The organism is Streptomyces phaeochromogenes, from assembly GCF_001418655.1.
Taxonomy (GTDB): Bacteria; Actinomycetota; Actinomycetes; order Streptomycetales; family Streptomycetaceae; genus Streptomyces; species Streptomyces phaeochromogenes.
The window spans coordinates 1-12,381 of the sequence record NZ_LIQZ01000324.1; the positions used below are offsets into that span (position 1 = coordinate 1).

At 70.4% G+C, this 12,381-nt stretch carries 11 protein-coding genes; 4 read left to right on the top strand and 7 right to left on the bottom strand.

Features of this window, described 5'->3' with window-relative positions:
- Positions 1–193: 193 nt before the first annotated feature.
- Positions 194–1,546, bottom strand: a complete 1,353-nt coding sequence (locus AOK17_RS35515; RefSeq protein ID WP_055616716.1) for an FAD-dependent oxidoreductase — start codon at positions 1,544–1,546, stop codon at positions 194–196.
- Between the two features lie 225 nt (positions 1,547–1,771).
- Here AOK17_RS35515 and AOK17_RS35520 point away from each other — a divergent pair, with 225 nt between their 5' ends.
- Positions 1,772–2,257, top strand: a complete 486-nt coding sequence (locus AOK17_RS35520) for a DUF6214 family protein (protein WP_055616717.1) — start codon at positions 1,772–1,774, stop codon at positions 2,255–2,257.
- Positions 2,258–2,372: 115 nt separating this feature from the next.
- Here the strand turns inward: AOK17_RS35520 and AOK17_RS35525 are convergent, their stop codons facing one another.
- Positions 2,373–3,026 (bottom strand): DUF305 domain-containing protein, encoded by a 654-nt coding sequence (locus AOK17_RS35525; protein ID WP_055616718.1) that lies wholly within the window; start codon positions 3,024–3,026, stop codon positions 2,373–2,375.
- 193 nt (positions 3,027–3,219) lie between these two features.
- Between AOK17_RS35525 and AOK17_RS35530 the strand changes: the two genes are divergently transcribed.
- The gene (locus AOK17_RS35530; RefSeq protein WP_055616719.1) at positions 3,220–4,722 is read left to right on the top strand and encodes an LVIVD repeat-containing protein; all 1,503 of its coding nucleotides are present in this window, start codon (positions 3,220–3,222) and stop codon (positions 4,720–4,722) included.
- A gap of 59 nt (positions 4,723–4,781) precedes the next feature.
- Here AOK17_RS35530 and AOK17_RS35535 read toward each other — a convergent pair whose 3' ends face one another.
- On the bottom strand, positions 4,782–5,498 hold the full coding sequence (locus AOK17_RS35535) for a TetR/AcrR family transcriptional regulator (RefSeq protein WP_055616720.1): 717 nt from the start codon (positions 5,496–5,498) through the stop codon (positions 4,782–4,784).
- A 248-nt stretch (positions 5,499–5,746) separates the two neighbouring features.
- Between AOK17_RS35535 and AOK17_RS35540 the strand changes: the two genes are divergently transcribed.
- Entirely contained in the window at positions 5,747–5,992 is a 246-nt protein-coding gene (locus tag AOK17_RS35540; RefSeq protein ID WP_055616721.1) for a DUF2630 family protein, read from the top strand.
- Positions 5,993–6,035: 43 nt separating this feature from the next.
- Here the strand turns inward: AOK17_RS35540 and AOK17_RS35545 are convergent, their stop codons facing one another.
- Entirely contained in the window at positions 6,036–6,728 is a 693-nt protein-coding gene (locus AOK17_RS35545) for an HAD family hydrolase (protein WP_055616722.1), read from the bottom strand.
- Between the two features lie 256 nt (positions 6,729–6,984).
- On the opposite strand from AOK17_RS35545, the gene AOK17_RS35550 reads away from it, so the two are divergent.
- A complete protein-coding gene (locus AOK17_RS35550) occupies positions 6,985–10,347 on the top strand; it encodes a S8 family serine peptidase (protein ID WP_055616723.1) in 3,363 nt (1,120 codons plus the stop codon).
- Between the two features lie 93 nt (positions 10,348–10,440).
- Here the strand turns inward: AOK17_RS35550 and AOK17_RS35555 are convergent, their stop codons facing one another.
- The 3 genes from AOK17_RS35555 to AOK17_RS35565 form a co-directional block, all read right to left on the bottom strand.
- On the bottom strand, positions 10,441–11,046 hold the full coding sequence (locus AOK17_RS35555) for a YdcF family protein (protein WP_055616724.1): 606 nt from the start codon (positions 11,044–11,046) through the stop codon (positions 10,441–10,443).
- Positions 11,047–11,074: 28 nt separating this feature from the next.
- The gene (locus tag AOK17_RS35560; RefSeq protein WP_055616725.1) at positions 11,075–11,422 is read right to left on the bottom strand and encodes a hypothetical protein; all 348 of its coding nucleotides are present in this window, start codon (positions 11,420–11,422) and stop codon (positions 11,075–11,077) included.
- A gap of 130 nt (positions 11,423–11,552) precedes the next feature.
- On the bottom strand, positions 11,553–12,239 hold the full coding sequence (locus AOK17_RS35565; protein WP_055616726.1) for a phosphatase PAP2 family protein: 687 nt from the start codon (positions 12,237–12,239) through the stop codon (positions 11,553–11,555).
- Between the last annotated feature and the right edge of the window lie 142 nt (positions 12,240–12,381).

Below are 12,381 nucleotides of genomic sequence, written 5' to 3' on the forward strand. Positions count from 1 at the left end.
GGGTTGCCATGGGCACTCCAGGAGCGGCGGGGAGCGGGGACTGCACGTGACCGTACGTGGCTTGAACAGTTTGTTGATTTCTGACCTGTTGCCGCCAGGTGTCATGCCCGGAGAGGTACGTGGCTATCCGCGGGCTGGATGTGGCTGGTCGCGCCCACGCGGCGGAGCCGCACATGTCACAGCCCCGCGCCCCTTACGGGGTGCCTGCCGCCCGGGCTGCTGCCATCAGTGACTGCCAGTCGGGGAGTTTGACCACGTGCCTGCCCAGGGAGGCGCCCAGTGCCGCCTCCGCCCGTTCGATCGCCTGCCAGCCCTCCCACTCGACCGGGTGCAGGCCCTCCGCCCTCAGCGCGGCCAGCGGGTCGGGCAGCACATCGCGGAGTGCGAGCGTGGGCGCGTCCTCCAGGAGTGACGTCACCGTTTCCTTCGCGCAGGGGCGGTTGGTGCCGATGACGCCTGTGGGGCCGCGTTTGATCCAGCCGGCCACGTACTCGCCGGGGGAGACCGAGCCGTCGCGGAGGACGCGGCCCGCGAGGTGGGGGACGGTTCCGAGGCCCGCGTCGAAGGGGAGGCCCTCCAGGGGCACTCCGCGGTAGCCGACCGAGCGCAGGACCAACTGGGCCTCGATGTCCTCGAATTGGCCCGTCCCCGTCACGCCGCCCCGGCCGTCCGGGAGTGTCCGTTCGAAGCGGACGGCGCCCACGCGCCCTGCGTCCGGGAGGAGTTCGACCGGGCGGAGGAAGAAGCGGAGCCGGATCCGTCGGCTGCCGGCAGGGCGTGGCTGCTCGGCCCAGCCGCGCAGCACCTCGACGTTGCGGCGCTGTGCGGCGGGCAGCGCGGAGGGGTCGGCGTACGCCGGGTCGAGCGCCAACTCCGCCGGATCCACGACCACTTCGGTGTCCGGCAAGGCGCCCAGTTCGCGCAGTTCCTTGGTGGTGAAGCGGGCCTGTGACGGGCCGCGCCGGCCCACCATCTGGATCTCCCGCACCCGGCTGTCGGCCAGTGCGGCGAGCGCCGCCTGGGGCAAGTCGGTGGGGCTCAGCTCCGCGGTGCCGCGGGCCAGCATCCGGGTCACGTCCACCGCCACGTTGCCGACGCCGATGACGACCGCCGCCCGCGCGCCGGCCACGAAACCGTCGGACAGGGAGTCCGGATGCGCGCTGTACCAGGACACGAACTCGGTCGCCGACCAACTGCCGGGCAGCTCCTCGCCGGGTACCCCGAGATGCCGGTCGGTGGCGGCGCCCACGCAGTACACGACGGCGTGGTACAGCTCCCGCAGCCGGGCGCCCGGCAGCCCGCCCGGGCCGACCAGGACACCGCCGAGGAACCGGACCCGCTCGTGCTCCAGGACCGTACGCAGATTGTTCTGCAGTGACTTGATCTTCTCGTGGTCGGGTGCCACGCCGTAGCGCACCAGCCCGTACGGGCACGGCAGCCGGTCCAGGACGTCCACCCTGACTTCCGGCACCTGGCCCTGCTGGACGAGCCCCTGCGCGGTGTACACCCCACTCGGCCCCGAGCCGACGACGGCGACCTGCAGCACGGCTGAGCCCCTTCCCCGAGCAGAACGAGGAGATCGCTGGTGCTTCCAGCATCGCACCGCATGGCGCGCCCGGGGAGGGGCCGCGCACGGTGCTGCGCCGACGGGGTGCCCCGCCAGGAACGTATGCGTGCCTATTCGCAGTGAATGTGATCATGCGGTTACGTTGAGTATGTGCTAGAAGCATCCTTTCTTAATCTTTTTGATCGATATGCGCCGGACGGTGTCGTGTCCGTGTGGCCCGCCTGGGAAGTGCGGGAGCGCGAGCAGGAGCGCGACACCGCCACGACGTGGTGCAACGTCCGGCTGACCTTCGACGACGGCGCCCAGGTCGACATGCTCGCCGTGGTGTGCGACGGATCCGTCTCCGTGGAGGACGTACGGGCCCGACCGGCGCTCTCGCTCGACGACCTGGCCGTTCTTCCTGACTGGATCGAGGGCCCGCTCCTGGAGGCGTGCGGGGGCGCGGCGGAACCGGTGGGCGCCCCGTCCGCCGACGGGTCCACGGAGAAGCGGCACGCGCGCCCCGCCCGGCCGCGCGGCATCGAGGGCCGGCGCTTCGTCGCAGGGGAGTATCTGGCGGCCCAGGGGGCGGGCCGTGACCCGGTGCTCGCGGTGATGTCCGCGACCGGGCACAGCCGCCGACGCGCGCTCAGGCTGATCGCCGGAGCGCGGGACGCGGGTCTGCTGACGCCGCGTCACGTCCGCCGCTGATCCGCCGCCGGCCGGGTCCGCCGCCGGCCGGGTCCGCCGCCGGCCGGATCCGAGGCTGACCGGATCCGAGGCTGACCGGATCCGAGGCTGTCGGGGCCGGCCGGGTCGGGTGCCGTCAGGACATCTCGCGCATCCGGCTGATCTCGGCCGTCTGCTGGGCGATCACGTCGTCGGCCATCTCCTCGATCTGGAGGTTGTTGCCCTGGGCCTTCACATCGGTGGCCATGGTGACGGCCCCGTCGTGATGGGTGATCATCAGCTTCAGGAAGAGCTCGTCGAACGCCTTGCCCTGCGCGGCCCGCAACTTCTTCAACTGCGCCTCGGTCGCCATGCCCGGCATCGCCTCGTGGTCGTGGGACTCGCTCTTCCCGGCACCGCCGTGGTTCTTCAACCAGGCCTTCATGGTGTCGATCTCGGGTCGCTGCGCGGCCGTGATCCGGTCGGCCAGCCCCTTCACCCGGGTCGACTCGGCGTGCTTCGGGGCGAGTTCCGTCATCTCCAGCGCCTGCGTGTGATGCTCGATCATCAGGCGCGCGTAGTCGCGGTCGGCGGTGTTGGGGGAGTCGTCCTCGGCCCGGTGCTTCGCGGCGTCCTCGGCGGAGAGGGTCTGGGCGGCCTCGCCCGGCTTGCCGGGGGCGATGACCGAAGGGCCCGTACCCGCCGCGGACTTGGACGGGGTCTCGTCGTCCGAACCCGTGCAGCCCCCGAGCGCGAGGACGGCGGACGCCGCGATCGCGACGCGGAACAGGGACGTACGGCCAAAGGGCACAGCGACCTCCTGAGTCACCCGGGACAACAGCCACCTCGTGAGTGTTGATGACCGTCTTAGCACGCTGCTGAACGTGATTGATCAAAAACATTCATTACGAATGCGTTGCCGCCTGTTGATCTGTGCATGATGAAGACGATACTTCGGGTGAACCTGAACCGTTCGACTGCGAACGGCTACAAGGGAGGACGCAGTGACCCTGTTGAACAATCACCGAACGCGGCGCAGACGTCTGGGAGTTGCCGCCACCGCGGCGGGCCTCCTGGCCGCGCTGCTCACGGCCGGTCCGGCGGTCGCGACCCCTGACCCCGGGGACTCGCCGGCCACGTCGGAGAAGGTCTCCAAGAGCGCGGCGGCCGAGGCCAGGGCCGCGATAGCGAACGGCGAGATACCCGGGCAGGACGAGATCGTCCACTCGGACAACATCGAGCACCTCGCCAACATCCCCAAGGACACGCTGGCGGGCACCAATTCGGACCTGGCCTTCCAGGGCAAGTACGCGTTCGCCGGCAACTACGACGGCTTCCGCATCTTCGACATCAGCAACCCGAAGTCCCCGAAGACGGTCTCCCAGGTGCTCTGCCCGGGCTCGCAGAACGACATCACCGTCTCCGGCGACCTGCTCTTCCTCTCCACGGACTCCTCGCGCAGCGACAACTCCTGCAACAGCACCACGCAGCCCGCGACCGAGAAGTCCTCCTGGGAGGGCATGAAGGTCTTCGACATCAGCGACAAGAAGAACCCGAAGTACGTCGCGGCCGTCGAGACCGCCTGCGGTTCGCACACCCACACGCTGGTGCCGGAGCGCAAGAACGTCTACGTCTACGTCTCCTCGTACTCGCCCAGCGCCTCCTTCCCCGACTGCCAGCCGCCGCACGACGGCATCTCGGTCATCAAGGTGCCGCGCAAGGCCCCGCAGAAGGCGAAGATCGTCAACTTCCCCGTCCTGTTCCCCGGTTCGGGGCCTGACGGCGGCGGCAACCCGGGCGGGCCCACCAACCCGGGCGTCTCGAAGACCACCGGCTGCCACGACATCACCGTGCTGCCCTCCAAGGACCTCGCGGCGGGCGCCTGCATGGGCGACGGCATCCTGTTCTCCATCAAGGACCCGGAGAACCCGAAGATCATCGACCAGGTCCAGGACAACGTGAACTTCGCGTTCTGGCACTCGGCGAGCTTCAACCAGAAGGCCAACAAGGTCGTCTTCACCGACGAGCTGGGCGGCGGCGGCGCGGCCACCTGCAACGAGGCCACCGGTCCGAACCGCGGCGCCGACGGCATCTACGACATCGTCGGCAAGGGCGACAAGCGCAAGCTCGTCTTCAAGAGCTACTTCAAGATCCCGCGCCACCAGGCCGACACCGAGAACTGCGTGGCCCACAACGGCTCGCTGATCCCGGTCAAGGGCAAGGACATCATGGTCCAGGCCTGGTACCAGGGCGGCATCTCCGTCTGGGACTTCACCAACTCCTCGAAGCCCAAGGAGATCGCCTACTTCGAGCGCGGTCCGCTGAGCACCACGACCATGGTCACCGGTGGCTCCTGGTCCGCGTACTACTACAACGGTTACATCTACTCGAACGACATCGCCAAGGGCTTCGACGTTCTGAAGATCAACGACCGTCGTACGGACCCCGCGAAGTGGCTGCGTCTGCGTGAGCTGAACGTCCAGACACAGCCGGACTACTTCGACTGACCGGACTGTTTCGGCTGATCGACAGTTTCGCCTGATCGGACCGGCTCCGGCCGACCGGACTACTCCGGTCGGCCGGGCCGGTCGGACTCGTCCGTCTCGCGGTTGTGCTCACGGCCCTGTTCCCGGCTCTCGGGAGCGAAGAACCGTGAGAGGTCCTCGTGGCAGGTCCCGTCGGGTGCCTCGGCGCCCGGCGGGGCACCCCGCTCCCAGTCCAGCCGGTAGCGCCGGAACAACTCGGCCCGCAGCGTCCGCAACGGCATCGGGACGCCGGGCACCAGCGCCGCGTACACCGAACCCATCAGGAGCGCGCGCAGCATCGGGTAGTCGGTGGCGGCGTCCGGTGAGCCGTAGCGGGCCATGGTGTCGCTGAGCAGCTCCGCCAGGCGCTGCTGCTCCGGGCACTGCATGAACCCCTCGGCCTGAAGGATGCCCGCCATGTGCTGCCGCATCAGCATGGGGTGATCGCGGGCCAGGCCCAGGATGGCGTCGATGGCCCGCGCCATGCGCTCCCGACCGTCCTCCGTACGCGGCTCGCGCTCCAGCGCCTCCTCCAGCGTGCGGTGCATCAGCCGGTGCACCGCCGACTGTACGAGCCGGCGTTTGCCCGGGAAGTAGTACGAGACCAGGCCGCGGGCCGAGCCCGCCCGGTCCGCTATGTCGCCCAAGGTCGTGGCCTCGTACCCACGCTCGCTGACCAGCTCCAGGGCCGCCTGCAGAAGCCTCTCGCGGGAACGCCGCCGCAACTCTTCATTGACCGAGGCGCTGCGAGGGGACATCCTATGTACTCCTGCGTTGACTGGCTGCCAGCCAATTATACTCAGCGCGTCCGGAGCGACTCCCGTCAGGGATCTTCTCCGGGCTGCCGTCCGCTCGGGGCGACGCGGGGGATCGTCCCGGGCGGACGGGAAGTACTGCTGCTTCCGTGCCGTGCCGGCCCGCCCGGCCGTCCGGGCCTGACCAGCAGCTGTCGCCGAGCCGCCGCCCGCTCCTTACAGTGGGCTGGAGTGCCGAGGAGGCGTGGGACATGGATCAAGAGCAGATCCTGGCCAGGATCACGGCGATGGTCGACGACGAACGCAGGCTTCGCGACGCCGTCGCGTCCGGGCAGATCGACAACGCGACCGAACACGAACGGCTCGGACAGCTGGAGCGCGACCTCGACCAGTGCTGGGACCTGCTGCGCCAGCGGCGCGCGAAGTCCGAGTTCGGCGAGAACCCGGACGAGGCGCACGTCCGACCGTCGTCGCAGGTCGAGGGCTACCAGAGCTGACCGACCCGCCGGGGGCTTCGGTGCCGACGGCTGCCGAGGATCCTCATCCCGCCAGGTCCAGTACGGGCCGCAGCCCGTCCGGGCGTTCCGTGACCGGCAGATGGTCGACGAAGTGCACGCCGCAGCCCAGGGCCGCGGCCCCGCCGTCCGCGCGCCGGTCGTCGCCGACCATCAGGGTGTCCTGCGGATCGGCCCCGAGCGCGTCGCAGGCCGTCGCGAACAGCCTGGGGTCCGGCTTCTGGATGCCGTGCTCGTACGACAGGACGTACGCGTCGATGTACGGGTCGAGGCCGTGCTCCCTGAACACCGGCCGCAGGTCCCAGCCGATGTTGCTGACCACGCCGACGGCGACACCGCGCTCGCGCAGCGCGCCGAGCACCTCGGCGGTGTCGGGGTACGGGAGCCAGGCGGCCGGCGCCATATGGCGGTCGTACAGCCTGTCGTGCAGCGCCGGATCGGGGAGCGTCACCTGACGGGAGACACCGGTGTACGCCGACCGGTGCAGCTCGGAACTCTGGTCGCGGATGCCCCAGATGGGGGCCACGTCGGCCGGCACCGGCGCTGACGGGTGGGCCCCGCCGGGCTGCGCGCCCACGGCCTCCAGTTCCTTCGCCGCCCGGATGAACTCCGGCTCGGGCAGGGACACTTCGGAGTCGGCCAGCACCGCGCGCAGCCAGGACCCGGGGGATTCGATTCGGAAGAGGGTTCCGGAGAAGTCGAACAACACGGCAGCCATGTGCCGGACTTTAGCCCGTGCGGTGCCCCCTGACACATGACACCTGACACACATGACCATTCCGAGCCGGGCATCTGCTCGCGCACTGAACCTGCCGTGAGGGTCGGGGAGTTGGGGCCCGGTCGCTGCAGACAGAGCCGTACATGAATCGACGTGTCCCTCCGTCGATTCGCGAGTGCCGCCGAGAACCGAACGTGATCTCTGTGCGTGATACCGGAGAACGCGTTGGCATGCACACGAGGGCGGGGGAACGCGAGTGGGATTCACAGCACGCGCGAGAACGGCGGCACTGGCCGCCGTGGTGGCCGGGGCGCTGGTCACGGGGGCGGTATCGGCAGGCGGTCAGCCGGCGCAAGCCGCCGGCTCCGCCGCGCAGGACGGGACGAAGGCCTCGGCGAAGGCGAAGCCACCGGCGACCGTCACGCTGATCACCGGCGACCGCGTGGACGTCGACTCCGACGGCCGGGTGGTTCGGCTCAAGCGCGGCAAGGGCCGCGAGGACATCGGCTTCTCGGTGCGGCGCGAGGCCGGCCACACGTACGTCGTCCCGCAGGACGCCCTGCGGCCGGTCGCCGACGGTGTGCTCGACCGGCGGCTCTTCGACGTCGCGCAGTTGGTCAAGGACAAGTACGACGACGCGCACCGCACCACGCTGCCGCTGATCGTCGGCTACCGGCAGGACGGAGCCGGAGCAAGGGCCGCGGCCGATGACCCGTTCGCGGGCGTGGCCGTCCGGGAGCGCCGTGCGCTGCCCGCGGTCGACGGCGAGGCGTTCAAGGCGCCCAAGGCCGGTGCCCCGGCGCTGTGGGCGGCCGTCACAGGCCGCTCGGGCCGCTCTCAGGCTCGTACGGCCGGCGGTACGGCCGCACTCGCGCGGCCCATCGCCCATGTCTGGCTGGACGCGAAGGTCCGGGCCTCCCTGGCCGAGAGCGTGCCGCAGATCGGTGCGCCGGTGATGTGGAAGGCGGGTTACACCGGCAAGGGCGTCAAGGTGGCGGTCCTGGACACGGGCGTGGACCAGACCCACCCGGACCTCGCGGGTGTCGAGACAGCGCAGAAGAACTTCTCCAGTTCCCCCGACAGCGAGGACCGCTACGGGCACGGTACGCACGTGGCCTCCATCCTCGCCGGAAGCGGTGCGAAGTCCGACGGCCGCTACAAGGGCGTGGCGCCCGACGCCCGGCTGCTGGACGGGAAGGTCCTGGACGACGACGGCAACGGAGACAGCTCAAGCGTCATCGCCGGCATGCAGTGGGCCGTCGACCAGGGCGCGAAGGTCGTCAACCTGAGTCTGGGCTCCCTCGACAGCCCGGGTGTCGACCCGAAGGAGGAGGCCATCGCCCAGCTGTCGGACAAGGCCCTGTTCGTCGTGTGCGCGGGCAACTCGGGCGACGGCCCCCGCACGATCTGGTCGCCCGGCAGCGCCCCCGAGGCGCTCACCGTCGGCGCCGTGGACAAGGAGGACCAGCTCGCCTACTTCTCCAGCCACGGCCCGAACCTCGACGGCACGCCCAAGCCGGACATCACGGGCCCTGGCGTGGACATCACCGCCGCGCTGAGCACGCAGAGCTCGGTCCCTCCGACCGAGGACTACGTTTCCAACTCCGGTACGTCGATGGCCGCCCCGCACGTCGCGGGCGCCGCCGCCCTGGTGCTCCAGCAGCACCCGGACTGGAGCGGAGCCCGGCTCAAAGCACTGCTGACCGGTTCGGCCGAGCCCAACCCACTGCTCAACGCCCATCAGCAGGGCGCGGGCCGGGTGGACCTGGCGCGCGCCGCCACGAGCCTGGTCGTCGCCGAGTCCGGCTCCCTCGACTTCGGCACGCACTCCTGGCCGCACACCGACGACGAGCCGGCCTCCAGGACCCTCACCTACCGCAACTACGGCACCCAGCCCGTCACCCTGCGGCTGAGTGCCTCCGGGACCGACGCGGCGGGCGACCCCGCCCCGGCCGGCATGTTCACCGTCAAGGACGCCCAGCTCACCGTTCCGGCCGGCGGCACCGCGGAGACCACCGTCACCGCCGACACGCGCGAGGGCACCGTCGACGGCATCTTCGGCGGCACCGTACTGGCGTCGGGCGACGGCCAGGAGGTGCGCACCGCTCTCGTCGTCGAACGGGAGGCGGAGGCGTACGACGTCACGGTGCGGCACATCGACTCCGCCGGGGCGAACCCGGTCACCTACGCGACGACCATCACCCCCATCGGCGGGCTGGGCGATCGCGTGGAGCTCCCCTACAGCGAGGACGGCACCGCGGTCCAGCGGCTGCCCAAGGGCTCCTACCAGCTGGAGAGCCTGGTCTTCGCCGAGGACAACGAGGTGGGCTTCTTCGTCCAGCCGGTGCTGAACGTCGGCGGGGACACCACGGTCACCCTCGACTCGCGCGAGGCCAAGCCGTTCGCGGTGAAGGCCCCCGATCCGGCCGCGAAGCTCGTCACCTCCATCGTCGGGTACAGCGACGAGGCCGCCGGCGTGTCCAACACCTGGTCCAGCAACGGCGTGCCGGCGATGCGCACCGCCGCCCTCGGACCGGCCTCCGACGCGATGCGGGCCCAGTTCAACGGGGTGTGGCAGGCGCCCGGCGCGGCCGGCAAGAACGTCGACTACCGGCTCGCCTTCAACCGCGAGGGCAGCTTCTTCACCGGCCTGAACCGCACCGTCACCCGGGCCGAGGTCGCCGAGGTGAAGCTCGGCTTCGGCGCCTCCGTCACCGGGGCCAAGGGCCTGGTCCACATCACGCCGCTGGACGAGCGCGGGATCAGCGTCGGCATACAGGACCCGCAGGAGCAGAACCTGCCGCGGACCACCACGCACTACCTCAGCGCGGAAGGCGTGCGCTGGTCCTGGAAGGCCGCGCAGCTCAACTCCGGTGGCGAGGAGCGCATAGTCCACACGAAGGACTGGGTGGCCTACAAGCCGGGCTCCAGCCACACGCTGAGGTTCAACACCGGTGTGGCCGGCCCCGATCTCGCGGCCGGTAGCCCGGAACAGCAGGGCGCCGAGCGGACCGGCGACTACCTCAGCGCGAAGATCCCGCTGTTCAACGACGGCAGCGGCAACCCGGGGTCCTCGATCGTCACCGGTGGCTTCGCCCGGCTGGAATCCGGCGGGCGGATCCTCAACGAGGGCCCGCCCACGGAATGGCTGGGCACCGAAGTCCCGGCCGCCTCCGCCGCGTACCGCCTGACGGTCGAGGCGAGCCGCTCCGCCGAGGACACCTCCACCAGTACGAAGGTGACGGGGGTGTGGACGTTCACCTCGGCCCTGCCGACGTCGCAGCCCACGGAGAGGCTGCCGCTGTCGACGGTGCGGCTCGCACCGAAGCTGAGCCTGCGCGGGACGGCTCCGGCGGGCGGCACGCTCACGGTGCCGCTGAAGCTGAGCGGCGCCGCCGCCGCGGCAGGGCAGGTCGCCGCGCTGACCGTGAACGTCTCCTACGACGGCGGCCGGACCTGGCAGCCGCTCACCGTGACGACCGACGCGAAGGGGGCGCGCTCGGTGAGCGTCAAGCACCCGGCGACCGCCAAGGCCGTGTCCTTCCGGGTCGACCTGAAGGACAAGGGCGGCAACACCATGCGCGAGACGATCACGAACGCCTACCGGCTCGCTCCGTGAAGTGACCCCACGACGGTGACCGTTGACCGGCACCGGTGAACCCTCCGGCCTGGTCCCCGCACCTGCGGGCACCAGGCCGGATCCCGTTGCCGTCTACGGCCGGTTCTTCCGTTCGTCGGCCTTGAGATCGAGACCGCGGAGCGCCCAGAGTCCGTACACGGCGAAGAGTGGTTTGACGACCACCCACTCGCCGGGCCGGTAGTCATCCGCACGCACCAGTTTCTCCGCGAGATCAGGGCGCTGGCGCCGCAGGTACGCGCGGGCCTTGAGAGCGTGAGCCGGCTGCGAGGCGATCTTGATGTGGTCGACGTCCTCAAGCAGTGGGATCACGTTCGTGATGTTCTCCCATGTCGTCGCGCTCCGGTCCTCCAGGAGCACCGTGCCGTCGAACCCGAGCACCGACTTCGCGTAGTCGGCCATCACCTGGGCCTCCGAAGCGCCACCGCTGGTCGCGCCACCACTGAAGATCACGCGGGTGCCGTGCGCGCTGTCGGCGGCGATGGAGCGGATGCCGGCTCGGACCCGCCATCGGTTGATGACGTTCGCCCTCGCTTGGGGGTTCCGGAAACCCAGCACGACCACGGCTTCGGCCGGACCCTCGGTGTTCCTCACGAGAGTTCTGGACCAGCGCCAGTTCAACCACTCGCCCCAGGCCAGAGCCGCAGCCCCGGCCATCGCCAGTCCTGTCCGTCGCCGCATCCGGCGACTCTAGGGCACGTGGGGCGGTTCAGGTCAGCGGGGCCGGGGCCGGGGTGCCGTAGAACGTGGCGGCCGGCCAACCACGGGACTCGGCCAGCTCGTTGAGCAGGTTCGCGATCTCGATCGGGGTGATGACGTTCTCCGTCGGCGTGTCCATGGCCGAGACGCTGAAGGTCAGCGTCATGAACGCGTCGATGGGGCCGATGCTGTAGTCGGCGCTGAACCTGGTGCCGCTCGGGAAGTCGGCCGACGACGACTCGGCCGCGGTCGTGGCATCGGGCTCCGCCGCCTGCGCGGACCCGGCGGCACCGATGACCGCGCCCGCCGCGGTGGTCCCCGAGTACCCCAGCAGCGAACGTCTCGAAATGCTGGACAAGTTGCCCCCTCTACGCGGCTCTGCCGGGTGTCTCCCGAAGCCGTGCTTGATCGTATGCACGGTCCTGGGGCCGGTGGGGCTGAACAGGTTCGTCCGCAAGTGGAGGCGGCAGGACGGCCCGACGGCACCGTCAGCGCAGCTCGGCGGTGCCCTGGAACCTCGTGTACGACGCCACCGCGACCGCGACCGCCAGCACGCCGAGCAGCCAGCCGCCGAGCACGTCCGACGACCAGTGCACGCCCAGCCAGATACGGGTGAGGCCGACTCCGAGGACGGACACGACGGAGAGGGTGAGCGCGATACGCCACAGGACGCGTCCGGCGCCGTACAGGTTCAGGAGCCACAGCATCAGGCCGCACACGACCGTGGCCGTCATGGCGTGGCCGGAGGGATAGGCCGCGAAGTGGGCGGAGTCCACGGGGTCGGGCCAGACCGGACGCTTCCGGTCGACCGCCGCCTTGAGCCCCTGCTGGAGCAGTGTGCCGAGCACACATGTGGCCGTCAGCCACAGCGCGAGCCACCACGCAGAGTGGTGCAGGACCAGCCACAGCACGGCGACGGCGCACACGGCACGCATCGTCCAGGGGTCCCACACCCAGTCCGTGAGGATGCGGAACGTCTGTGTCGTGTCGGGGTCGTCGACCGCCCAGCGGTGGGTGGTGCGGGCGATGTCGCCGTCGAGGGCGATGAGCGGGTCCCAGGACATCGCGACCAGGACGAGCAACAGTACGGAGGGAAGGGCGACAGCCGCCGCGACACGTACGGCGATCCCGGGACCAGGAGCGTGGGGCGGCGAGTCGACGGGTGGGGAGTGCATACCCCGATCCTCGCCGACCGGTGGGGTCAAAGGCGAACCCGGGGTGCCCGCGGCGCCGCGAGGTGGCTAACCGAGCGCCCGCAGACCCGGTACGAAGGTCACCAGGACCGGGATCACCGGCACCAGCGCGGCGGTCGCCGTG